The organism is Streptomyces sp. SLBN-118, assembly GCF_006715635.1.
Classification (GTDB): domain Bacteria; phylum Actinomycetota; class Actinomycetes; order Streptomycetales; family Streptomycetaceae; genus Streptomyces.
In genome coordinates this window covers 2,749,781-2,772,702 of the sequence record NZ_VFNP01000001.1, presented here as the reverse complement: position 1 = coordinate 2,772,702, position 22,922 = coordinate 2,749,781, and the positions used below count along the sequence as shown (strand labels likewise).

Annotated in this window: 20 protein-coding genes and 1 pseudogene; 10 read left to right on the top strand and 11 right to left on the bottom strand. The window is 68.1% G+C overall.

Going from position 1 to position 22,922, the window contains the following annotated elements:
- Positions 1–41 precede the first annotated feature (41 nt).
- Entirely contained in the window at positions 42–1,811 is a 1,770-nt protein-coding gene (locus tag FBY35_RS12350; RefSeq protein ID WP_399208250.1) for a DEAD/DEAH box helicase, read from the bottom strand.
- Between the two features lie 488 nt (positions 1,812–2,299).
- On the opposite strand from FBY35_RS12350, the gene FBY35_RS12345 reads away from it, so the two are divergent.
- Complete coding sequence (locus tag FBY35_RS12345; protein WP_142213844.1) at positions 2,300–3,025, top strand: ferritin-like fold-containing protein; 726 nt, start codon at positions 2,300–2,302, stop codon at positions 3,023–3,025.
- Between the two features lie 147 nt (positions 3,026–3,172).
- Here FBY35_RS12345 and FBY35_RS12340 read toward each other — a convergent pair whose 3' ends face one another.
- From FBY35_RS12340 to FBY35_RS12325, 4 genes are all read right to left on the bottom strand, one after another.
- Complete coding sequence (locus tag FBY35_RS12340) at positions 3,173–3,442, bottom strand: hypothetical protein (protein ID WP_142213843.1); 270 nt, start codon at positions 3,440–3,442, stop codon at positions 3,173–3,175.
- Positions 3,443–3,611: 169 nt separating this feature from the next.
- Complete coding sequence (locus FBY35_RS12335) at positions 3,612–3,839, bottom strand: DUF3107 domain-containing protein (RefSeq protein WP_142213842.1); 228 nt, start codon at positions 3,837–3,839, stop codon at positions 3,612–3,614.
- A 123-nt stretch (positions 3,840–3,962) separates the two neighbouring features.
- Positions 3,963–4,625 (bottom strand): TetR/AcrR family transcriptional regulator, encoded by a 663-nt coding sequence (locus tag FBY35_RS12330; protein ID WP_142213841.1) that lies wholly within the window; start codon positions 4,623–4,625, stop codon positions 3,963–3,965.
- A gap of 146 nt (positions 4,626–4,771) precedes the next feature.
- Positions 4,772–4,990 (bottom strand): hypothetical protein, encoded by a 219-nt coding sequence (locus FBY35_RS12325; RefSeq protein ID WP_142213840.1) that lies wholly within the window; start codon positions 4,988–4,990, stop codon positions 4,772–4,774.
- Positions 4,991–5,113: 123 nt separating this feature from the next.
- Here FBY35_RS12325 and FBY35_RS12320 point away from each other — a divergent pair, with 123 nt between their 5' ends.
- The 7 genes from FBY35_RS12320 (at position 5,114) to moeZ (ending at position 13,763) form a co-directional block, all read left to right on the top strand.
- Positions 5,114–6,079, top strand: a complete 966-nt coding sequence (locus FBY35_RS12320) for an alpha/beta fold hydrolase (protein WP_142213839.1) — start codon at positions 5,114–5,116, stop codon at positions 6,077–6,079.
- Between the two features lie 8 nt (positions 6,080–6,087).
- The gene (locus FBY35_RS12315) at positions 6,088–7,359 is read left to right on the top strand and encodes a DUF3152 domain-containing protein (RefSeq protein WP_142213838.1); all 1,272 of its coding nucleotides are present in this window, start codon (positions 6,088–6,090) and stop codon (positions 7,357–7,359) included.
- A gap of 249 nt (positions 7,360–7,608) precedes the next feature.
- Entirely contained in the window at positions 7,609–9,288 is a 1,680-nt protein-coding gene (locus tag FBY35_RS12310; RefSeq protein ID WP_142213837.1) for a DUF3492 domain-containing protein, read from the top strand.
- The gene (locus FBY35_RS12305) at positions 9,285–10,643 is read left to right on the top strand and encodes a hypothetical protein (RefSeq protein WP_260848593.1); all 1,359 of its coding nucleotides are present in this window, start codon (positions 9,285–9,287) and stop codon (positions 10,641–10,643) included. Before FBY35_RS12310 ends, FBY35_RS12305 begins: the two co-directional genes overlap by 4 nt.
- Positions 10,644–10,793: 150 nt before the next feature.
- Positions 10,794–11,753, top strand: a complete 960-nt coding sequence (locus FBY35_RS12300) for an NAD(P)-dependent oxidoreductase (RefSeq protein WP_142213836.1) — start codon at positions 10,794–10,796, stop codon at positions 11,751–11,753.
- A complete protein-coding gene (locus FBY35_RS12295) occupies positions 11,741–12,520 on the top strand; it encodes a spherulation-specific family 4 protein (protein ID WP_142213835.1) in 780 nt (259 codons plus the stop codon). Before FBY35_RS12300 ends, FBY35_RS12295 begins: the two co-directional genes overlap by 13 nt.
- Positions 12,521–12,584: 64 nt before the next feature.
- Positions 12,585–13,763 carry an adenylyltransferase/sulfurtransferase MoeZ gene (gene moeZ / locus FBY35_RS12290; protein ID WP_142213834.1) on the top strand — a complete coding sequence of 393 codons (1,179 nt, stop codon included), beginning with the start codon at positions 12,585–12,587 and terminating at the stop codon, positions 13,761–13,763.
- A gap of 170 nt (positions 13,764–13,933) precedes the next feature.
- Here moeZ and FBY35_RS12285 read toward each other — a convergent pair.
- Both FBY35_RS12285 and FBY35_RS12280 read right to left on the bottom strand, forming a co-directional pair.
- Positions 13,934–14,056, bottom strand: a pseudogene (locus tag FBY35_RS12285) (IS5/IS1182 family transposase); the annotation flags it as partial.
- A 59-nt stretch (positions 14,057–14,115) separates the two neighbouring features.
- Positions 14,116–14,784, bottom strand: a complete 669-nt coding sequence (locus FBY35_RS12280) for a hypothetical protein (RefSeq protein WP_142213833.1) — start codon at positions 14,782–14,784, stop codon at positions 14,116–14,118.
- A gap of 692 nt (positions 14,785–15,476) precedes the next feature.
- Between FBY35_RS12280 and FBY35_RS12275 the strand changes: the two genes are divergently transcribed.
- Positions 15,477–16,487 carry a pentapeptide repeat-containing protein gene (locus FBY35_RS12275; protein WP_142213832.1) on the top strand — a complete coding sequence of 337 codons (1,011 nt, stop codon included), beginning with the start codon at positions 15,477–15,479 and terminating at the stop codon, positions 16,485–16,487.
- 1,272 nt (positions 16,488–17,759) lie between these two features.
- On the top strand, positions 17,760–18,878 hold the full coding sequence (locus FBY35_RS12270) for a hypothetical protein (protein ID WP_142213831.1): 1,119 nt from the start codon (positions 17,760–17,762) through the stop codon (positions 18,876–18,878).
- 282 nt (positions 18,879–19,160) lie between these two features.
- On the opposite strand, the gene FBY35_RS12265 is transcribed toward FBY35_RS12270, so the two are convergent.
- The 4 genes from FBY35_RS12265 to FBY35_RS12250 all read right to left on the bottom strand — a co-directional run bounded on the left by FBY35_RS12265 (position 19,161) and on the right by FBY35_RS12250 (position 22,896).
- Positions 19,161–19,715, bottom strand: coding sequence for a hypothetical protein (locus FBY35_RS12265; protein ID WP_142213830.1), 555 nt, complete (start codon positions 19,713–19,715; stop codon positions 19,161–19,163).
- Positions 19,716–20,539: 824 nt separating this feature from the next.
- Entirely contained in the window at positions 20,540–21,313 is a 774-nt protein-coding gene (locus FBY35_RS12260; RefSeq protein WP_142213829.1) for a tetratricopeptide repeat protein, read from the bottom strand.
- Between the two features lie 112 nt (positions 21,314–21,425).
- Positions 21,426–21,887 (bottom strand): PPC domain-containing DNA-binding protein, encoded by a 462-nt coding sequence (locus tag FBY35_RS12255; protein ID WP_142213828.1) that lies wholly within the window; start codon positions 21,885–21,887, stop codon positions 21,426–21,428.
- 28 nt (positions 21,888–21,915) lie between these two features.
- Positions 21,916–22,896 carry an asparaginase gene (locus tag FBY35_RS12250; protein WP_142213827.1) on the bottom strand — a complete coding sequence of 327 codons (981 nt, stop codon included), beginning with the start codon at positions 22,894–22,896 and terminating at the stop codon, positions 21,916–21,918.
- Positions 22,897–22,922 lie beyond the last annotated feature (26 nt).

Genomic DNA, 22,922 nt, shown 5'->3' with positions numbered 1-22,922 from the left:
CGGCCCCCTCGCGGGGAAACCGGGCCATCGGCGTTGGTGCGTCAGCTCTCGGGCTGGGCTGCCTTCACCGTGCGGGTGCGGCGGCGGGGCTTGGCGACCGCGTCGGCCTCGGCCTCGGGTGTGACCTCGACCTCGACCGGCTTGGTGGCGCGGGTGCGGCGGCGGGGCTTGGCGACCGCGTCGGCCTCGGCCTCGGGTGTGACCTCGACCTCGACCGGCTTGGTGGCGCGGGTGCGGCGGCGGGGCTTGGCGACCGCGTCGGCCTCGGCCCCGGGTGTGACCTCGACCTCGACCGGCTTGGTGGCGCGGGTGCGGCGGCGGGGCTTGGCCTCGACCTCGGCCTCAACCTCGACCACCGTGTCGGTCGCCTCGACCGTGTCCACGACCGTCGTCGCCGCTCCCACCCGGGTGCGGCGCCGGCGCCGCGGGGCGCGGGGCTCCGCGGGCGCTTCCGTGGTCTCCGGCGTCGCCTCGGCCATCGGCTCCGCCGCCTGGGGCGTCGAGCCGCCGCGCGTACGGCGCCGCTGCCGCGGAGTGCGCGGTGCGCGAGGCGCCCGCTCCTCCGTGGCCTGCGCGGATTTGCGGCCGCGGCCGCCCGTCTCGCCCAGGTCCTCGACTTCCTCCGCCGCAAGACCCGCGCGGGTGCGCTCGGCGCGGGGCAGGACGCCCTTGGTGTCCGCCGGGATGCTCAGTTCCTCGAACAGGTGCGGCGACGTGGAGTACGTCTCGACCGGGTCGCCGAAGCCCAGGTCCAGCGCCTTGTTGATCAGCTGCCAGCGCGGAATGTCGTCCCAGTCGACCAGTGTGATCGCGATGCCCTTGGCCCCCGCGCGGCCGGTGCGGCCGATGCGGTGGAGGTAGGTCTTCTCGTCCTCGGGCGACTGGTAATTGATGACATGGGTCACACCCTCGACATCGATGCCGCGCGCGGCGACATCGGTGCAGACGAGGACGTCCACCTTGCCGTTGCGGAAGGCACGAAGCGCCTGCTCGCGCGCGCCCTGGCCGAGGTCGCCGTGGACCGCGCCGGAGGCGAAGCCGCGGCTCTGGAGCTGCTCGGCGATGTCCGCCGCCGTGCGCTTGGTGCGGCAGAAGATCATCGCAAGGCCGCGGCCGTCGGCCTGCAGTATGCGGGAGACCAGCTCCGGCTTGTCCATGGAGTGCGCGCGGTACACGTACTGCGCGGTGTTCGCGACGGTCGCGCCCTCGTCGTCCGGCGAGGTCGCGCGGATGTGTGTCGGCTGCGACATGTAGCGGCGGGCGAGGCCGATGACCGCACCCGGCATGGTCGCCGAGAACAGCATCGTCTGGCGCTTCGCCGGAAGCCGCTGGATGATCTTCTCGACGTCGGGCAGGAAGCCCAGGTCCAGCATCTCGTCGGCCTCGTCGAGGACGAGCGCGCGCACATGCGAGAGGTCGAGCTTCTTCTGGCCGGCCAGGTCGAGCAGTCGGCCGGGGGTGCCGACGATCACGTCGACGCCCTTTTTGAGCGCCTCGACCTGGGGTTCGTACGCACGGCCGCCGTAGATGGCGAGCACGCGGACGTTACGCACCTTGCCGGCGGTCAGCAGGTCGTTGGTGACCTGCGTGCACAGCTCGCGGGTGGGGACGACCACAAGAGCCTGCGGGGCGTCGGTCAGCTGCTCGGGCTTCGCCCGGCCCGCCTCGACGTCCGCGGGGACGGTGACACGCTCCAGCAGCGGCAGGCCGAAACCGAGGGTCTTGCCCGTGCCGGTCTTGGCCTGTCCGATGACGTCGGTGCCGGTGAGCGCGACGGGGAGTGTCATCTCCTGGATGGGGAACGGGGTCATGATGCCGACGGCCTCAAGGGCCTCGGCGGTCTCGGGGAGGATCCCAAGATCCCGGAAAGTAGTAGTCAGGGTGCTGCCTCTTCTGTGAGACGCGGCACGAGGCGAACGATGGGGGGTCGTACCGCACCTGGGTACTGGGCCGGCCGTGGGTTGGCCGGATGGCGCGGGACCACTGCCGTCGCTCGAGCGTCGTGCCGCTGAGGGGCCCCTCATCTGCGGTCGTACGCAACTGTGCGCACGGTCCGCGTGGAGGGCGGTCGGTTCGGAGCCGATCGTGCCACCGACCGGGCATCCTCAAGGGGACTCTGGGGAACGAGTCCCCCAGTCATACATGCGATCGCCCGCCGAGTAGCAAAGACGCTCGACAGGCGCATTACCACTGTACCCCGGAATCGCGCATGTGTGTTGGGCGAATTCGTAGGAACCTCACTGCGGGCGAGGCTGACCAGGCCCTTCCGCCCCGCGATGAGCGGGCTATTGTGCGCTTCATGGAGACGCCTGACAACGCCACTGAACCCACCGGAATCGCCGCCCAGGACTGGGCCACGGCGTCCGCCGACCCCCAGTACCGCGCCGCCGTCGTGGACCTGCTGGGCGCGCTCGCGTACGGCGAGCTGGCGGCCTTCGAGCGGCTCGCCGAGGACGCCAAGCTCGCGCCGACGCTCGGCGACAAGGCGGAGCTGGCGAAGATGGCCTCCGCGGAGTTCCACCACTTCGAGCAGCTCCGCGACCGGCTCACCGCCATCGATGCCGAGCCGACCGCCGCCATGGAGCCCTTTGCCCAGGCCCTGGACGACTTCCACCGCCAGACCGCGCCGTCTGACTGGCTCGAGGGCCTGGTCAAGGCCTACGTCGGCGACTCGATCGCCAGCGACTTCTACCGCGAGGTCGCGGCGCGCCTGGACACCGACACCCGCGCGCTGGTGCTCGCCGTGCTCGACGACACGGGCCACGGCAACTTCGCGGTCGAGAAGGTGCGCGCCGCGATCGAGGCCGAGCCGCGTGTCGGCGGTCGCCTCGCGCTGTGGGCGCGCAGGCTGATGGGCGAGGCGCTCTCGCAGGCGCAGCGGGTGGTGGCGGACCGCGATGCGCTCTCCACGATGCTCGTGGGCGGCGTGGCCGGCGGCTTCGACCTCGCGGAGGTGGGCCGGATGTTCTCCCGGATCACCGAGGCGCACACCAAGCGCATGGCTGCCCTGGGGCTTGCGGCCTAGGTGTGACTCAGCCGTCGGGCGGCCTTGGGGGTTTGGGTGGCTCGTTCGGCTCGTCGGACTCCGATGATTCGGGCGACTCGGACGAATCAGGAGCTTTCGGCGGCTTCCGCGGCTCCTCGGGCTTCGCGGAAGCCGCTGAGTGCGGCCTCAGAAAGGGAACGCCCGGCGCAGTCGGCGCGTCGACGGCCTGATCAGCAGCGAGAGCAGTACGGCTCCGATCGCCGCCGCGCCCACCAGCACCGCCAGGGTGTACCCAGGGCCGAGCGCAGCATGCGTCACATACGCGCCGAACAGAGCCCCGAGTGAACCTGCGGTGAGCACCACGCGGCGCGGCGGGAGGCGGTCCGGCAGCTGCCTGACAGCGATCCAGGCGAGGGCGAGTCCGAGCAGGACTGAACCGAGCGCTTCCAGCAGCACTGCTGATCACCTCACGGATGCCGGTGCGGGCAAATCGGTCGTAGCCCGTACTACCCGGCCTCTGTGCGGTACAACCCTTCCTGAGCAGCGGAAGAGGGCCCGGCCGGGAATCCCGCCGAGCCCTCTTCACGGTGCCTCGGTCGTACTGCTTCAGCGACGTCGCGGCGCCCTACAGCGCGCCGAAGCCAACGCGCCGTACAGCCGGCTCGCCGATCTCGACGTACGCGATCCGGTCGGCCGGCACCAGGACCTTGCGGCCCTTGTCGTCCGAGAGGCTGAGCAGCTGCGCCTTGCCGGCCAGAGCGTCGCCCACCGCGCGCTCGACCTCCTCGGCGGACTGCCCGCTCTCCAGAACGATCTCCCGGGGCGCGTGCTGCACGCCGATCTTGACCTCCACGGCTATGTCCCTCCGAACGGTCAGTGCGTTGCGCGGTCAGCCGCGCCGTACGCAGCACACACTAGCCCGGCCGACGGACACGTCAGGCGTCCGAGGTGAACGCCAGGAGCGAACACCGGTCGGTCAGTCTTCCTGCTGGTCGGTTGCGTGCTGGTCTGTGCCGTGCAGCGGGAAGCCCGCGATGCCGCGCCAGGCGAGAGAGGTCAGCAGCTGCACGGCCGTGTCGCGCGGAATGGCGGAATCACTGGAGAGCCAGTACCTGGCCACCACCTGCGACACCCCGCCGAGGCCGACGGCCAGCAGCATCGACTCCTCTTTGGACAGGCCCGTGTCCTCGGCGATCACGTCCGAGATCGCCTCGGCGCACTGGAGGGAGACGCGGTCCACGCGCTCGCGTACGGCGGGCTCGTTGGTCAGGTCGGACTCGAAGACCAGCCGGAAGGCACCGCCCTCGTCCTCGACGTATGCGAAATAGGCGTCCATGGTGGCGGCGACGCGCAGCTTGTTGTCGGTCGTCGAGGCGAGCGCCGTACGGACGGCGAGCAGCAGCGACTCGCAGTGCTGGTCGAGCAGCGCGAGATAGAGCTCGAGCTTGCCCGGGAAGTGCTGGTAGAGCACCGGCTTGCTGACGCCCGCCCGTTCGGCGATGTCGTCCATGGCGGCCGAGTGGTAGCCCTGGGCCACGAAAACTTCCTGGGCGGCGCCCAGAAGCTGGTTCCTGCGGGCTCGGCGTGGCAGGCGTGTGCCCCGCGGGCGCGCTGCCTCTGTCTGCTCGATGGCTGTCACGCCGCCTCCCAAAAATCGTTCCGTGCGCGCTGTGCGCAGCGCCGCCATCGTACTTTTGGGTAACCCGGCTGTGCGTGCTGCGAGCGCAGAATTTCACGGACCGGACAGTCGCGGTAGCTCCCTACTCGGGGGCAGTCAGGGGCAGGTCACCGGTAGTCGTCCTCGTCGAGCGCCACCACCCGGGCCTGTTCCACGGCGTCGGCCACGTTTGCCGAGTCCAGGTCATTGGGGCTGACCTGGTCGTCCTGCTCGGATTGCACGTCCTTGAGCTGCTCGGCCGCATCGGCCTCCGGGACCTCCTCGTCGAGTGCGGCGGCCTGGTCGTCTTCTTCGAAAGTTTCCGGGTCGGTGGGATCGACAGCCATGCGGCACCGCTTTCCATGGAGAGCGCCTTTCCTATGAGCGTAGGAGCTACCCATTCCCGGCGCTACGTGATGTGTGATGCCGAACACACGAACCACGGCGTGATCGTCTCGTAACATTGCCGCATGTCTTCGACCGAGCTGCCGGGAGTACGCGCCGTAACCGCCGCCGCGGCCCCCAAGGTGGCGGCCGTACGGGTCGCCGAGGGGGAGGAGCTTCGCTCCGTCACGCTGCCCGGCCTGACGCTCAACGTCAGATCGCGTCCCCCGGCGCGCTCCGGGCTGCCACACGCGCTGTACGTGCACGGCCTCGGCGGTTCCTCGCTCAACTGGTCGGCGCTGATGCCACTGCTCGCGGACGTCGTGGGCGGAGAGGCGCTGGATCTGCCCGGCTTCGGGGACTCCCCGCCGCCCGACGACGGCAACTACTCGCTCACGGGACACGCCCGGGCCGTGATCCGGTTTCTGGACGCGGCAGGGCACGGACCGGTGCACCTGATCGGCAACTCGCTGGGCGGCGCGGTCTCGACCAGGGTCGCTGCCGTCAGGCCCGATCTGGTGCGCACACTCACCCTGATCTCGCCTGCCCTGCCCGAGTTGCGCGTCCAGCGCTCGGCCGTGCCCACGGCGCTGCTGGCGCTGCCCGGTGTGGCCTCGCTCTTCACCAGACTCACCAAGGACTGGTCGGCCGAGCAGCGCACCAAGGGTGTGCTGGAACTCTGTTACGGGGACCCCACGCGGGTCACCGACGAGGCGCTGCGCAATGCTGTGGAGGAGATGGAGCGGCGCATACAGCTCCCGTACTTCTGGGACGCCATGGCCCGCTCGGCACGCGGAATCGTCGACGCGTACACCCTGGGCGGTCAGCACGGACTGTGGCGGCAGGCGGAGCGGGTGCTTGCGCCGACGCTCCTGGTGTACGGAGGACGCGACCAGCTCGTCGCGTACCGTATGGCGCGCAAAGCGGCGGCGGCCTTCCGGGATTCCCGGCTGCTGACACTCCCGGACGCGGGACACGTCGCCATGATGGAGTACCCGGATACGGTCGCCCTGGCCATCCGGGAGCTGCTCGACAACTGCGGTGGGAGCTGATCCGGGGCGTGGGACGACATAGCCGCAAGGGCCCCGCACCCAAGGGCTCCGATTCGGGCAGTACATCCGGTATAGAGAGCTATCCGGCCGGTGGGCGGCGCAGACGCCCCGCCTCGCCGGGTGCCGAGCAGCACACCCCTTCCGGCTACGGCATGCCCCCGGCCAGGGGCGGACACCCCGAGCAGCATGAGCCGGGTGGTGGCTGGGGCGTACCGCAGCAGTACCGGGGCGGCCCGGGCGGGCAGCGGGTTCAGGCGCCGGCCGCGCCGCCTCGGACGGTGGCGGGCGGGGCACGTATACCGGGCCCGCGGCGGGAGTTCGTCGAGGCCTTCGACCAGCCGCAGCCCGGGCGGCAGCAGGGCAGAGGGCCGCAGGACGATCCGTACGCCTCCACCACATCCTGGGCCGACGAGCCCGACGCAGCCCTCGGCTCGGACGAGGACGGCGCGCCCGGGAAGCGGGATGCCAAGGGCGGCAAGGGGCGCACCTTCACCGGGATCGCCGCCGCCGCGGTGACCACCGTGCTCGCGGTCGTGGTCGCCGGCCAGGTGGCCGCCGACAATCACAGCCACTCAAGCGCCCAGTCCGCAGACGAGGAACGCAGCGGCGCCGAGAGTCCGGCCTCCCGTTCGGACAGCCGGAAGGTCCCGCCGCAGAAGGCCAAGCCCGCGGCCCCCGCCTCGTACCAGCAACTGATGGCCACACAGTTCCCGCTCGCCGCCAAGCTGAAGGGGAGCGGAAAGTTCGAGGCCGTCCCCGGCTTCGACAAGGCGCCGGGCAAGGGCCGCAAGATCCGCTACCGGGTGGATGTCGAACAGGGTCTCGGACTCGACGGCGCGCTCTTTGCCAAAGCGGTCCAGGCAACACTGAACGACGACCGCAGCTGGGCGCACGACGGGGCGATGACCTTCGAGCGGATTTCCTCCGGCGATCCTGAATTCATCATTACGCTCGCCAGCCCCGGCACCACGGCCGACTGGTGCGCCAAATCCGATCTGGATACGGCCGAAGGCAATGTCAGCTGCGATTCCGCGAAGACCGACCGGGTGATGATCAACGCGTACCGCTGGGCCCAGGGCTCCGAGACATACGGCGCCCAGGCGATGCTCACGTACCGTCAGATGCTCATCAACCACGAGGTCGGGCACCGGCTCGGACACGGGCATGAGAACTGCAGTGCGCCGGGAGCGCTCGCGCCGGTGATGCAGCAGCAGACCAAGTCCCTCAACATCGACGGCATCAAGTGCAAGCCCAACCCCTGGGTGTACCCCGGCAGTTGAGGTCCGGCATGCGGGACCACTGTCTTACGCCGCGTGGCCGGTGTATCGACAGAGGCGGCAGGATCATTACCGAAACAGCACCGTAGCGCGACAGAACGCAACCGGCACGCGAAAGTTACGTGGGTTCACCCCTTCCAGTGGCGCGATGGACAACCGTCCGTCGCGCCACCGTCGTACCGGCTTAACGTCGTCACGCTGCGAGTCGCCGGACCAACGGCGGCCGCCGACAAGGAGATCGGGGGTGCGCTCGTGCGGATCGGACTGCTTACGGACGGTGGTTATCCGTATGCGACAGGTGAATCCAGGCAGTGGTGCGACAGGCTTGTGCACGGGCTCGCGCAGCACGAGTTCGACATCTACGCGCTGAGCCGCAGCGCACAGCAGGAGGACCACGGCTGGATCCGGCTCCCGGCGCAGGTGCAGCGCGTGCGCACCGCCCCGCTCTGGGCGCCCGAGGACGACGGGCACACCTACGGCAGACACGAACGACGGCGCTTCGTCGGCCACTTCACGGAACTCGCCGCCGCCGTCTGCGGACCGGGCGAAGGCTTCGCGGACGGACTCTACGGTCTCTCCGAACTCGCCCGCGAACGCGGCGGCCTCTACGCCGCGCTCCGCTCCGAACTGGCCGTGCGCACCCTCGAATCCGCCTGCCGCGCCCCCCGCGCGCACCGCACCCTGCACGCCGCCACCGTCCCCGACTACCTGGCCTTCGCCGACCAGTTGGAGCGCGCCCTGCGCCCCCTCTCCGTCGACTGGTACGGCGCCGACGGGCTCGGAGCCGTCGATCTCTGCCATGCCGCGTCCGGCGGATCCGCGGCGCTCCCCGGCCTGTTGGCCAAACGCTTCTTCGGGGTTCCGCTGCTGGTCACGGAGTACGGCGTTCAGCTGCGCGCGCACTACCTGGCCGCGAGCGAGGGCGAGCTGACCGCACCCGTACGCGCCCTCCTCGCCGCCTTCCAGGGCCGTCTCGCAGCCGAGGTGTACGCCCAGGCATCCGTCATCACGCCCGGCAACACGCACGCCCGGCGCTGGCAGGAGAAGTGCGGCGCCGACCGCGCCAAGCTGCGGACCGTGTACCCGGGCATGGACGCGGAACGGTTCGCCGCGGTCGGCGAGGGCGACGACGGCGGTGACGAGCACACCCTGGTGTGGGTCGGCAGATACGAGCCCGCCAAGGACCTCATCGCGTTGCTCCACGCCTTCGCCGAGGTGCGCAAGGAGGAGCCGCAGGCGCGGCTGCGGCTGTTCGGGGCACCGGTGCACGGGCCCGAGGCCGCGACGTATCTCGCCCACTGCCAGGCCCTGGCCGCCCAGCTCTTCCCCGACGAGGCCGCCGACGCGCACGCCGTGGGCGACAACCCCGTCTCGTTCGAGGAGATCGGCGGGCCCGAGGCCCCCGAGCTCGCCGACGCCTATGCGTCCGGTGGCGTGGTCGTCCTGTCCAGCGTCGTCGAGGGCTTCCCGATCAGCCTTGTCGAGGCGATGTTCTGCGCACGCGCCACGGTGTCGACCGACGTCGGCGCGGTCGTGGAAGTCATCGGCGGTACGGGCCTGGTCGTGCCACCGCGCAATCCGCGGGCGCTCGCGGACGCCTGCCTCGCGCTGCTGCGCGACCCGGAGCGCCGGGAACGACTGGGCGCCGCCGCACGCGCCCGCGCACTCGAACTGTTCACGATCGAGCAGAACCTGACGGCATTTCGCGGCATTTACCTGGAGCTGATCTCGCACTCCCCGGTGAAACGTGAAGCCGTCGACGACGACGGCGAGCCGCTGCCGTTCGCCCACCCCGCCGAGGCGCATGTTCCCGGCCACTGGACAGGCGGCGGCACTGCCTCGCCCAGCGGCACCCCGCGCTGGGCGGACGGACCGGAACGGATGCACGGCCTCATCGGCGTGGCCGCGACCCCGAAGGAGGCGCGCGCATGAGCACATCGCGGATCACCGAGAGCGCGGGCGGCGCGTCGGGCGCCCAGGGGGCGGGCGAGCACATGAGCACCCGTGGCGCCGTGACCGCCTGGGGCACGTCCGGCGGCAGCCCTCCGGGCGCCACCGGAGGCACCGGCAGCGGCCCCCTGGACGGCCCTTCCGACGGAGCCTCCGCCCTCGGCCGGCCAGGACCGACCGCCGGTGCCGGCCTGTGGGACAGCCATGGCGACGCCCTCCCCGCCGACCGGGACGACGAGCCGGCGAAGCCCCGCAAGGCCCCCGCTCCCCGACGCGGCCCCGCAGACCCCGTCAAGGCCCTGATGCACCGCCACCGGGACCTGTGCGAGCGGGCCGTCGACCCCCTGGAGATCGCCGCGGGGCTCGAAGCCCACGGCCTCACCGACCGGACCGCCGCCCGCTTCCGTCACCGGGACGTCTTCTCGCTCGCCGAGGAGCTCTACGCCCGCGTGCCGCGGGGAGCGGAGCCGGAGCGGGCCGACGACCGTCCGGCGCGCGCGGCCCGGGCGCGCGCCGGACGCCGCCCCCTGGGCGCCGGGCGCGCACTCCTCACCCTGCTGCCCGGCGCCGTCTGCGCGCTCACCGTCGCCGCGACCCGGGCGATGGACGGCGGCGCCCGGATCGCCGTCACGGCCGCGGGTGTGATCGGCGTCACCGTCGCGCTCGCGCTGTGTCTGCGGCGCGGACCCCTGCGCGCCGAGGGGCGCACGGTCCCCGCCGTACGCCTGTGGACGCTCTGGCTGCTGGCGTACGCGGCGTACGGAGAAGGCCTCCTCGACGAGATCGTCGCAGGGGGCCCGCACGGCCCGCCGCCCCTGAGTACCGCCCCGCTCGTCGGGCTCGCCCTCGCCGTCGCCCCCGCGGCCGGGTGCGCCCGCCTCTTCTCCGTACAGGCACGACGCAGGCTCGACGGCAGCCGGGGCCTGGAGGAGTTCGCGTCCGGGACGCGCCCCCTGCTGCTGGGAGTCGTCGCCCTGTACGTCGGTGCCCTCGGCGTGCTCCTCGTCCTGGCCGGCCTGGTATTCCCCCCTCAGGCCCTCCTCCCCGCCGTCCCCCTCGGCACCCTGCTCTTCCTGGCCAGGCTGCTGATCGTCCACGGCTACCCGGCGTCCGCGGCCGCAGGACTCGCCGTCGCCTGCGGTGCCGAGGCACTCGCCCCCGCGCTCCTGCTGGCCGGACGCCTGCCCGGCTGCGACGTCCTGACCCGCCCCGCCGAGGCGGCCGTAGGTGCCTGGGGCAGCGGAGCCCTACCGGCCATCGCCTGCTCGGCCGCGGCGCTCGGCCTGCTGGCCCACGCCACCGCTGCCCTGTCCCGGGCCTCGGCGCACACCGTCTGACCACCCGCGGAGCCGACACCGCGGACGCATCCGGCACCCCTCACCACGGGTTCCGGCATCCCATCCGCACCGACAGCAACAGCCTTAAGGAGAAATCGACATGACCCCCCAACCCCCAACAGAGGCCCGTCGGCACCGAGGGGCCGCGCGATGAGGGTGCTCCTGCTCGGTGCCAATGGATTCCTCGGCCGCTTCGTCGCCGACCGGTTGCTCGCCGACCCCGCCGTGCACCTGACCGCCCTCGGGCGCGGTGACGACGCCGACGTACGTTTCGACCTCGCCGGAGGCAGCCCGGGCGCGCTGACCCGCTTCCTGGGCGCCGTCCACCCCGGCGTCGTCATCAACTGCGCGGGCGCCACGCGCGGCGGTGCCCGCGAGCTCACCCGGCACAACACCGTCGCCGTCGCCACCGTCTGCGAGGCTCTGCGCCGCAGCGGCTGCGGCGCCCGGCTCGTCCAGCTCGGCTGTGCCTCCGAGTACGGTCCGTCCCAGCAGGGTTCCTCGACAGCGGAGGATGCGATTCCGCGCCCGGGGGGCCCGTACGGCGTCAGCAAGCTCGCCGCCACCGAACTGGTACTCGGCGCGGGCCTGGACGCTGTCGTGCTGCGAGTCTTCTCGCCCGTCGGCCCCGGCACCCCGGCCGGCTCACCGCTCGGCCGCCTCGCCGAGGCGATGCGCCGCGCCATGCAGTCCGGCGACGGCGAGCTGAAGCTCAGCGGCCTCGGCGTGCAGCGCGACTTCGTCGACGTGCGGGACGTGGCGCGCGCCGTGCACGCCGCCTCGCTCTCCGCCGCGCAGGGCGTCGTCAACATCGGTACGGGACGTGCCGTACGACTGCGCGACGCGGCCGCTGTCCTGGCCAGGGTCGCGGGCTACGCGGGAGCGCTGCACGAACTCGACACGCCCCCCGGCCGTCCCTCCATCGGCGCCCCCCGCTCCGAATCCGTGCTGGAGCAGCTCACCGCGGGCCCGGCCCCCTATCCCGACGGCTGCGGCAGCTGGCAGCAGGCGGATGTGCGCACCGCCCGCGACCGACTCGGCTGGCGCCCCCGTATCAACCTCGAAGAGTCCCTCGCCGACATCTGGATGGAGGCGGCATGCCGCATCTGACCACCACGGGCACCACGCTCTCCGCGACCGGCGCGGTGGGGGTCTCCCCGGACGAAGTCTGGGGGAGGCTCGGCTTCGGCATCCCCGGCTGTGCCCACCCGCTGCTCGCCCCGGTCGAATGGGCCGAACTGACCCGTCCAGGGACGCCCCTGCACTGGGTCGTCCTCAATGTCGACGGCGGTCCCGGAGACCGCCCCGACCCACACTGCCTGGAGGCCGCGGGCAAGCTGCGCAACGCGGGCGTGCGCGTCCTGGGTCATCTCGACATGGCCCACGGCTCGCGCTCCTTCGGCGATCTCGTCTCCGACGCGCACCACTACCTCGAGTGGTACCGGACCGACGGCTTCCTGCTGGACCGCTGCCCCACGGACCGCGCCGATCTGCCGGAGGTGCGGCGTACGACGGCGACGCTGGAGGCCGTTCTCGACGGCGGCCATCTCGTTCTCGGGCACGGCTCGCATCCGTACCCGGATTACGCGGAGGCCGCCGACCAACTGGTCACCTTCTCCGGTCCCTGGACGGATTACCGCTGGTCACAGGTGGCTGAGTGGACGGCGGACTACCCGCCGGAGCGCTTTGTGCACTTCGTCCACGGGGTGCCGCGCACCCACCTGGAGGAGGCCACCCGTATCGCCCGCTGGCAGGGCGCGGGGACGATCTTCTTCACCGATCGCACGGACCGGCAGGGACAAACCAGTCCATTCGAGGCTCTGCCCGGCTACTGGGACGAAATCGTCTCGCAGATCGGACCGGGTGTCTCGGAATGAGGAGGGCCGTGGCAGTGTTACGGGGAGAACAACCGTACTGACTTATCGACGCAACGGAGTCCCCGTGTCGCTGCCACCCCTGGTCGAGCCAGCTGCTGAGCTCACCGTCGACGAGGTCCGCAGGTACTCCCGCCACCTGATCATCCCCGATGTCGGGATGGACGGGCAGAAGCGGCTGAAGAACGCCAAGGTGCTCTGTGTGGGCGCCGGCGGCCTCGGTTCGCCGGCCCTGATGTACCTCGCCGCGGCCGGTGTCGGCACGCTCGGCATCGTGGAGTTCGACGAGGTAGACGAGTCGAACCTGCAGCGCCAGATCATCCACAGTCAGGCCGACATCGGCCGGTCCAAGGCCGAGTCCGCCAAGGACTCGGTGCTCGGCATCAACCCGTACGTGAACGTGGTCCTGCACGAAGAGCGGCTCGAGGCCGAGAACGTGATGGACATCTTCAGCCAGTACGACCTGATCGTCGACGGCACGGACAACTTCGCGACGCGCTACCTGGTCAACGACGCGTGCGTGCTGCTGAACAAGCCGTACGTCTGGGGCTCCATCTACCGCTTCGACGGCCAGGCCTCGGTCTTCTGGTCCGAGCACGGCCCCTGCTACCGCTGCCTCTACCCCGAGCCCCCGCCGCCGGGCATGGTCCCCAGCTGCGCCGAAGGCGGCGTGCTCGGTGTGCTCTGCGCGTCCATCGGATCCATCCAGGTCAACGAGGCCATCAAGCTGCTCGCGGGCATCGGCGAGCCGCTGGTCGGCCGACTGATGATCTACGACGCACTGGAGATGCAGTACCGCCAGGTCAAGGTCCGCAAGGACCCGGACTGCGCGGTCTGCGGCGAGAACCCCACCGTCACCGAGCTCATCGACTACGAGGCCTTCTGCGGCGTCGTGTCGGAGGAGGCCCAGGAGGCGGCGGCCGGTTCGACGATCACTCCCAAGCAGCTCAAGGAGTGGATCGAAGACGGCGAAAGCATCGACATCATCGATGTCCGTGAGATCAACGAGTACGAGATCGTCTCGATCCCGGGCGCCAGGCTGATCCCGAAGAACGAGTTCCTGATGGGCACCGCTCTCCAGGACATGCCTCAGGACAAGCGCATCGTCCTGCACTGCAAGACGGGTGTCCGCAGTGCGGAAGTCCTTGCTGTGCTCAAGTCCGCGGGCTTCGCGGACGCGGTGCACGTCGGCGGCGGTGTGATCGGCTGGGTCAACCAGATCGAGCCGGACAAGCCGATCTACTAATCAGCCCTTGGGCTGACCAGCAAGGCTGAAGAAGCCCACGGCTCTGACCAGGTCAGATGCCGTGGGCTTCTGTCGTTGTTGGTCGGCGTCGGGCGCCCTCGCACGGCCCAGAGACGGCCCCGACTTCCCGCAGGGCCGTCGTCCGTTTCCCCAGTGCCGGGGCAGCCACAGGTCAACACGGGTCTCGCCAGGTCGGTGATGCGGGTGGTACTGCACCGCAGCTTGCGAATCAGGCGCCAGGTCTTGAGGGTGGCCATGGCCTGTTCACCGAGCGCGCGGATTCTGTGGCTCGTGCGGCAGCAACCCGTCGAAAATCTCGCGGGTCCGCGCGGCCCGTGGCCCGGGAACGACGTCAGTAGCGGAACCGGACATAGCAATCGGCATGGCGGTCGACGGAGTCAGGGTCGTCATTTCGGAAGATGAAGTACGGATCCTTGCCTGGTGTCGCGAACGCCTTGAGGTCGTCGCCTGAGACGGTCAGACAGAATTCTTCGGTGAGCGGCTCCCGCCTGCTCGCCCGATACAGCGTCAGTGTTCCCAGGTACCGGCCCGCGGTGAGATTCGAGTCCTTGGCGACGAAACTCATGATGGGCTGCTGAGGATTGTCCTGGTTGATCACCAAGGGAGCCGGATCCTCGGCGTGCACATAGTCGAGGCCACCGGTCTTCCGATTCAACTCCCAAGTGATCGAATCGTCCCAGAAGAAGCGGGGCCGCTCGGCGGGAGCAGCCTGTCCATCGGGCCGCAGATCCAATCGCACGGACGTGACAACGTCCACGTCCTGGGTCTTGTGTCGGACGGAGATGGTCGGTTGCAGAAAGAGATAGACATTTTCCCCCTGCCCGATGCGCAAGAGGTGCGGGAGGGTTGCGTCGATTTGTGGCGATTCGCGGAGCGTCGAAAGGTTGTAGAGCGAGATTCCAAGGGCGACCACGCCGGCGAGGGTCGAGCTCCATAGATGCAGCATGCCGAAGCGTCCGTGCCGCGGACTCCTCTGTTCATCCTCATCCGTTTCGCTCACTCTTTCAGCCTGCGCGGAGGAGTGGCGGCCAGCGACGGGGGATGCTCCGTACGGGCGACCGGTCGCAGTCCCCACCAGTACTTGCGGATTCTCTGGGGGACGAGCTGTTGCGCTCCCAGTACGGTGACGCGCACACGGCTCCGGAGGCCCCGTGTATCTCTGGCATATCAGCAGGTCAGAGCGTCCAGGGGGTGAGTACAGCAAGCCTCCGTCCACGAATAGGCCGCGAGCTCAAGGTGCGCGGCGGCACCGAAGGACGGCGCGCGCCGTCACTGCTAGAGACTCCACGTGAACCGCGGCTGACCGCTCGACCTGGCACGGATCTGGTACGCGTGCCGTCGTCGACACCTGCCTTGTGCACTGCAGTCAGCCGGCCGACAACGACGTCCTCGCCGGTCACGCTGTTCGCCGCGGCGCCGAGTCTGTCGGCGGGCTCCTGCGCCGCTACAGGCTCCGAGTGACCGTGGTTGACCTCGATCTGGCACGTGGCCGTCGGCGATACCTCTCGCCTGCGGACGGCGTCCGTGCCTCCTACGCGAGTTAGGAGGTGATCAGCCTGGCGGAGCTGTCCGAAACTACGACCCGAACGGCCGCCTCCCGGATGTCCAGCGTAGGACCTCGACCTGCCGCTTCTCGGCCCTAAAGGGTGAGCGAGGTGGCACGTACGCCGTGATTGGGTTTTGCTTACCGACATGGGGTCGAAGTGGTCGCGGCTGCCGCTGCTGGTGCGGTGGGGCTTCTTGGGACTCACCGCAGCGGGTGTGCTCGTCCTCGTCACGGTGGCACTGTGGCGAATCCCGTGGTGGCTCGATGATCACTACCTCGACGAGGACCTCACGCCTGCCCAGGGGACCACGGTCTCGGGACTGCGCACGGCTCTGGTAGCCCTCGGCGCGGGCCTGCTGGTGGCGGCAGGTCTGATTTACACCCACCACACTCTGCACCTGAGTCGGGAGGGGCAAGTAACTGACCGGTTCAAGAACGCCATCGATCAGATCGCCTCGACACGGCCATTGGAGCAGCTCGGCGGCATCTACTCCTTGGAACGGATCATGCGCGACTCCGCCAAGGATCGTCCCCCCATTGTTGAGGTGCTCGCCTCTTTCATCCGGGAGCACGCGCCCTTTGCCGGCGACGCGAAGCAGACCGAACACCACCCCACTGACGCGGACGGTCGCCGCGTACCCCCACGTCCTTGCCAACCGGTGCAGGCTGCACTCACCGTGCTCGGCCGACGGCCCCGAGATCGGGACGAGTCCTTCTTCATCGACCTGCGGAAGACCGACCTGCGGGGCGCTGACCTGTCGGGCGCTCACTTGGAGCGTGCATGCCTGGACGGGGCAGACATGCGGGGCACAAACCTCATGGGGACCCACCTTGAAGAGGCGTGGATGCACGACACCCTCTTGACGGAGGCGAGGCTGCTCGGAACCAATCTGAACGGCGCCTCTCTGCGAAACGCAAACCTAGATGCTGCGCTTCTATCCGATGTGAAAATGAAGGGAACGTGGTTGTCCGAGGCGCACCTCAAAAACGCATGGGGGTTGACTCTCACGGACTTGATGGCAGCCTTGCCCACTAGCTCCACCGAGTTGCCGGCGGGTCTTTCCGCCGACGACCGAGTCAAGGCCCGGATTGCTCAGGGGGACATGGAGGAGGAGGTCAGACTGCCCTTTTCGCACCCCGGTTGGGCGTTGCATTGAGGGTAAGCGTCTGTGGCGCCCCACCGTATACGTTCATCCGGACGGCAGAAAGAACTTTTCCCGCCTGCCGGACGAGGCCTGGTCGGGGCAACACGTGAGATGGGCCGCTCCAGTTCGCAACGACTTGCGGCAGCGCCAGGCCAGCGGCTTCGTCCTCCAGCGCGTTGGCTAAGCCCTGGCGGTCGTGGCGGTGCCCAGCCGCGGTGGAGTGGCTCGCCTGACAGCCCACTCCAGTTGCTACTGCTGCGCTGCCGATGGTGTCGCCCTCTCGTACTCGCTCGGGTCTGTGGCCTTGGGCTCAGCGGACCAGGCGGACGGATGGTGGGCCTGGTGGCTTCGAGTGGAAGCTCTGAGCTTGGGAAGCTGCGGTGATCCAGGGCTTGTTCTGCGGCTGACCACGGCGTTTGGCCGGTGCGCGGGCCCAGCGGGAACCATTGCTGGGACCGTGGTTCCCCGCTGTTCCAAGCTCGATCTGGTGCGGTTGTGGTGCGTGCGCTCGCACCCACGGCCTCTTCGTCCCGAACTACCGGCAGTGCGGTTGCTGAGGTTTGCCGGGCTGGTCAGTCGTGGCGCTGGGGGCTGGTGGCGGCCAACTACGGTCAAGGCGGTTGCTGTACTTCGCTGCTGTACCGCAGGATCCCGAGTGGAGATGACCGTGGAACGCGGGGCGCTCATTCAACTGCTCGCTGACGGCGCTGAGGTTACGCCGCGGCTCATGCCGCACTGCTGGACGGTGGTGCCTTCGTGGTCTGGGACGGGTCGCCCTCTGCTGAATCGCTCGCCGTTGAGTGGAGCAACTTCCAGTGTCTTGCCTGTAGTACGGAAGTCTGGCGAGCCCATCACTCCATCGAAGGAAGCGCTCTGACCTGCAAAGTCTCGCGGGCACCGCTGTTCGTCGCCAACACGAGAGGCCCACGGCTGATTGCCGGGGGCCTCTCGCGCACTCGGCAGGATTTCGAGCCTGCGACCTTCTGATCCGTGGGCGGGTGCACCGTGCGAGCGCTCCTCTCTCATGGCGAGCACAGGGCGCCTCGGACGCACGGCCAACCCAGCGTGAAGTGCGCCCTCGTACGCAGTTGTACGCCCCTGTTGATGTCAGCTACTGATGTCAGGCAACGGAGCCACTGACAGTAGAGAAGGCGCCTGACCGTGGGCTTTGAGGCTGTCCCTGCGGGTTTGGGGCTTGATCATGCGTTGGGTGAGCCATGATCTTGCGGGTGCTTGACCATAACGACTTGCCCCAACGCCCCTCGGCCCCAATAGCATCGCGGGGTGACGAACCCACAAGTCTTTGTCGAGCCAGAAAATCCGAGCGACGGCCCATTCCGCGGATGGACTGAATGGTGTCGTTCTTCAAGCACATCGGAGGCTCGCGCAGCGCGAAACGTTGTCAACACCTGGTACGCCAAATTCCCAGACCGTGATGGCATGCTTCTAAGTCGTCTCCGACTCGATGAAGATGCCGAGGTTGCTCAGGCGTGGGACGAACTGTACATTCACCACCTTCTTTCACAATCGTGCGAAGCTCGATATGAAGAAGACGAAAACAGCCCAGATTTTCGATTGTACCGATCATCCGATTACGTCGCCGGCGTCGAAGTTCTGACGCTCTTCTCTGAGGAAAGATTCGACTCGGTGGATGTTCGGAACAGGCGCTTGATAGACGAGATCAACCGCAGAGTCCGACCCGCTCAATGGCATCTCTCCTTCAACGTTCGCAGGTGGAGTCGCCAGCCACGGGCAACGCAAATAGCGAAGTGGCTCGAAAGTACGATATCCAGTCTTGGGGCACCGGCACCCAACCTGACCAGTGAAATGTTTCCGAAAGCCACCTACTCAACACCCGAAGTGGAGCTTACTTTCACCTTCTTTCCGCGCCTCCGGACAACGGCACCAACGCCCACCGAGCAGATCGTGCTGGCTGGCCCCGTGATCGGTGGGTTCGTTCAGTCCGACCGGCGAATTCGCAGCAGGGTAAGCAAGAAGGTAGGCGGAAAGTACGACCACCGCAATCAACCCTTCGCGATTTTTATCAGCGTAAGGGACTTGTTCTGCGATACCGAAGAAGTCGTAAACGCTCTCTACGGCGACGATGTTGTTACGTTTCAAGAAAACAACCCTGGTTCCGCTCGGGCAAGCCGGAAGGGGAACGGCACCTTTGGGATATCCAAGGCTTATCCTGAAGGCCGGAACCGGCGTTTGAGTTGTGCCTTCGTTTTCACGTGGGGGTGGACGCCAAAATCGCAGGAGCCGCCGACGGTTCTCCGTTTCGACAACCCATGGGCTGAACATCCGTTCCCCGATGACCTTTTGGTGACTGACCGGCGATTCGCTGCCCGACAGCACGACTCGGGGGTCTTTATGGAGTGGGAACCTCCGCTCGGCATGTGATCGCCGATTCGATCGCGCGGAGCACTAAGTGGATTGCTGACGGACCCAAAGAGTTAAGGTAAGAAAATGCAGGCGGTCCATACCGGTCACTTCGAGGCCCTTAAAGGAGGCTACCGACGTGGTCGGTTGTTGCAGTTGCGGTACTTCGCTGCTGAACGCTTCTGCAGCGGTCAGGGCTGGCGACCGGCGTCACGGCAGGATCCCCAGGGGTTCGTACTGGTGGGCTTCTCTGCCGCCTACCCACTCGATCCATGTGGGGTCATCGAGCAGGGCGCCAGCCGGTCACTTTGGGAGTTCTGGGGTCTCGCTCTGAAGCACCTTCTTCATGGCTTCCCTACATGCCAAGTGCGCTTCGCCGACAACATCCACAGGGGGATTAGCCTGAGTGAGAATGTGGCTGGACGCGGTAGGCGACGGTCTGACCTGCTCGCAGACGCTGCGTAGCACCGTTGCCAGCTCGCCAACGGCCTCTACGAGAACCGCCGATGCCCTCTCCACCTCATCCGGTCCGACAACGTCAATTCGAGCACGTGCCTGCACCACTCGATATTCAGCCGTGTTAAGGGCCTGTAGTGCCGCCTCCGATGTGTCTACCGATCCGCTGAATGGGACAGTCAGAGGGCTCGCTGCCGATGTGAAGACGTCATAGGCAGCCAGAAGTGCGGCGTATGCGTCACTACGCTGTTGCCGAATCCAGCGCTGATGCTCGCTCTTGACGTCTTCTTGTGCCTTGAGCCTCTGCTGCTTCGCTGCGATGTATGCGCCGAGAGTTCCAGCTAGGACGCCTGCCCCAGCAGCAATCGATGACGCCGCGACCGCCGCTGTGCCTGCATCCATGTCCAATACCTTGTCGCTTGTGACATGCGGCAGGGGTCCCGACACGCTTCTGTGTACGGCCGATGGGCGAAGGATGACATGGCACTCGGTTCTGCTTCGTGCGGCCAGCCCAAAGGATGCCTATGCGGTGGCGGCTCAGCACGGTCTGTGGAGTTCCCGAGGCAGCCAGTGGCGTACTACGCCCGAGGTCGGCGGAACGGCTTTGGTCGGTGTCCTGCCCGGTTTGGGGTCGTGCATGATCAGGGGGCCGTACGCTTTCCGGCTACTCGGGCAGGCTCCTCCCCTGCCCGCAATGTGTCCGAGTGGCCCCCTGGTCTTGCTCGACGCGGGACCCGAATCGGGGAGGTGGGTAAAGCCGTGGAGCCGACCGTCCCACCCCCGGCCTGGTATTTCGCCCCCCTTGTGGGCGCGGGCGGGCGACGACGTGCGGGCCCGGTGGCGTAGACATTGAGGGACAAGCGCGGCGGCGTCCGGCCGGCGCCGCCGCGTTATGCGCGGCAACTCTGACCTCGGATCAGACTGCTACGCAGTTCAGGAGGCCGGGAAGACAGACGCCCTATGCGTCAACTGTGGTGTTCTCCCGAGCTTCCACCGCGGTATCCCGGTGCTGGTGGCCTGGTGTTGCTGCTGCCTTCTGGGGGCCACTCGGGCGCATGGCAGGCATGGGACAGGGCCGTACGCGTGTGGCTGGACCGCAGTGCGGAGACTGAATTGGCAACGCCCTCGCTCGGCGACCGGACGCCGCTCGGGAAGCGAGCGCAGCGAGCCTTGATAGACGTAGGGAAACTCTGTCCGCGCCGCCTTGCGGCTCACTACCGCAGCGATCACCCCACCAGATCGCGCAGCGCGTTCCGGGCGAGGGCCGCGATCTGCTCGTCGCCCAGTTCCAGCGCACGGCTGTAGGACAGCTCCGCCGCGGCGACGTCTTCGCGTTTCAAGGAGACCTCCCCGATCACAAAGTGGGCTGCGGCGGTGAACTCATTGCGGTCCACGTTCAGGACCCAGGTGGCGGCCTCCTGCGCGCCGGCGAGGTCGCCGTTACCGAGTAGAAGCACGCTGAGATGATAAGCCGCGCGGATCGACTCGACCGGGTGCTCGGTGGCCACGACCTGGCGGAAGGTGCGTTCCGCGACATCCGGCAGACCTTCCTCAAGGGCTATCTGCGCGGTATTGACCGCAGCCCTCGGTGCATGGTCGGGATGCTCTGTCGCGGCGACCAGACGCAGGCAGTTCAGTGCGCCCTCGATGTCGCCCAGGCCCCTGAGCACCTCGCTGAGGTTGAGCCCGCACATCCCCGCCACCTCGGGATGTCCGGACTCCAGGCCTCGCCGATAGGCGTCTTGAGCTTCTGTCAGCTCCCCCCGCTTGTCCAGCAGGAGCCCCAGATTGAAGGCACCGATGGGCGCGGAGTCGGGGTCCCCCGAGTTCATGACCTGACGGAAGTTGTCCTCGGCCAGCTCGGGCTTGCCGTCCTTGACCGCTATGGCGCCGAGCCCGAGGATGAGTTCCCAGACGCTGTTGACGGTGTGGTCGACCTCGTACTCCGGACGCCTGGGCGGCTGCTCGTCGCGGTTTCGCCGTCTCTTCCACAGTGCCACTAGGGGCCTCCCGCCGGTGTCGATCCCCCACGGTCTCGGAGGAATGACCCATCGTCAACTTGGCGTGCTCTGAGCCAGCACTATTCAACGCGAAGTACCTGAGCTGTGCGGATCAAACTCCGAAGGTCAGCAGCGGAACGTTGTAGAGGTCCGGATTCTGAGGACGGGTCATGACCGGTGAGGTGACCTCGACGACGAGCATCTCGACGAGGAATTGCACCTGGGCGCTGAGCAGGTGGCTCGTATGCCCGTTGGCTGAGCGCGCCTTCTCTCCGAGTGAGGTATGGATGTGCGGCAGCACGGTGTCCGTCTCGGCGTCGTACGCGAGAGTTCCGCATCCCATCGCCTCGACCCCGGCCAAGTGGACCTTGCTCCACACCGGGGCCTCTGGGTCTTCCAATTTCTCGCAAGCGCCGACGATCTCGGCTTCGGCGAAGCCCGCGATGAACATGGGGATGTATCCGTGCCGAACGCCGTTGGTGCGGCAGAACTCGGCGAGCGTGGGAAAGAAGTCGTCGCCATGGTCGAAGGCCACCCCGAAGGTTCGGCCGGTGGTCAACTCGTAGCTGCGCAAGACAGTCCTCTCGGGATGTGGGCCTCGGTCAGTGGATGAGGCTGAGATGCTCTGCGATCTCGTTGTGATCGGCACCCTGCATCAACAGGAGCTGGAGAAGAATCCGCGCCTTGATCGGGCCGAGAGTGTTGGCCGCGAGGAGCCCACGGGCAAGCAGGTCGGCTTCCGATCCGGGGAATCCGTAAGTGTCGGTCAGGACAGGTCCGGCCCCGGTGCGCGTCGCCAGGATCACCGGCATCTCCTTGGCAAGGTTTGCCAGCGCATCGACGCACCCAATGGGAACGTGCCCGGCGCCGAACGCGGCAACAACCAAGCCATCGACCTGTGCTCCGATGGCACGCAATACGACCCCATCATCTCCGAGTCCGATCAGCGCCACCGCGGTCCGGGCATGGTTGCTGAGTTGCTGGCGCGGGATCTTCGGCTCTTCGGTCGGCTGGCTCCAGATCCGTACTCGGTCCTCGGCAACGTAGCCAATCGGTCCTGGGTAGGACGTGAACGCCGTAGGGCTTGTGGCGTGAGCCTTGCGTACCCAACGAGCGGCGTGGATCTCCTCGCCGAACACGACGACGGCCCCGGTTCCCCGGGCCTCGAAGCTGGCAGCGACACGGACGGCAGCAAGCACATTGGCCGGCCCATCGGCGCCCGCCATGCTCGCGTTGCGCATCGCTCCTGTGACGACGATTGGAATCTCGGCTGAGTACACGAGGTCGATCAGGTACGAGGTCTCTTCGATGGTGTCCGTGCCCTGCGTGATCACCACGCCGTCTACATCGAGCGCTTCGATTTCCGCGACGAGATCGAGTAGGTCGTGGAAGGCCAGTGATGCACCGGGCAGTCGTCGGAAGTCGCGGACCTCGATCGCGACGCCTGTCTCGGCGAGACCTGGTACGGCTGCTACGAGATCACCGGCTGAGAGCGTCGGGGTCGCACCGCCCGCATCTTGGGAGGTCATCGCGATGGTGCCACCGAGTGAGAACACTGCAACGCGTCGACGCGTGTCCGTCATCTGAGCTTTCTCCTTTGGTCGCGGCT

Coding starts and splice junctions, on each gene's coding strand:
- FBY35_RS12350 (WP_399208250.1), bottom strand. CDS start 1,811: ATGACCCCGTTCCCCATCCAGGAGATGACACTCCCCGTCGCGCTCACC.
- FBY35_RS12345 (WP_142213844.1), top strand. CDS start 2,300: ATGGAGACGCCTGACAACGCCACTGAACCCACCGGAATCGCCGCCCAG.
- FBY35_RS12325 (WP_142213840.1), bottom strand. CDS start 4,990: ATGGCTGTCGATCCCACCGACCCGGAAACTTTCGAAGAAGACGACCAG.
- FBY35_RS12320 (WP_142213839.1), top strand. CDS start 5,114: ATGTCTTCGACCGAGCTGCCGGGAGTACGCGCCGTAACCGCCGCCGCG.
- FBY35_RS12305 (WP_260848593.1), top strand. CDS start 9,285: ATGAGCACATCGCGGATCACCGAGAGCGCGGGCGGCGCGTCGGGCGCC.
- FBY35_RS12300 (WP_142213836.1), top strand. CDS start 10,794: ATGAGGGTGCTCCTGCTCGGTGCCAATGGATTCCTCGGCCGCTTCGTC.
- FBY35_RS12295 (WP_142213835.1), top strand. CDS start 11,741: ATGCCGCATCTGACCACCACGGGCACCACGCTCTCCGCGACCGGCGCG.
- FBY35_RS12275 (WP_142213832.1), top strand. CDS start 15,477: ATGGGGTCGAAGTGGTCGCGGCTGCCGCTGCTGGTGCGGTGGGGCTTC.
- FBY35_RS12265 (WP_142213830.1), bottom strand. CDS start 19,715: ATGGATGCAGGCACAGCGGCGGTCGCGGCGTCATCGATTGCTGCTGGG.
- FBY35_RS12250 (WP_142213827.1), bottom strand. CDS start 22,896: ATGACGGACACGCGTCGACGCGTTGCAGTGTTCTCACTCGGTGGCACC.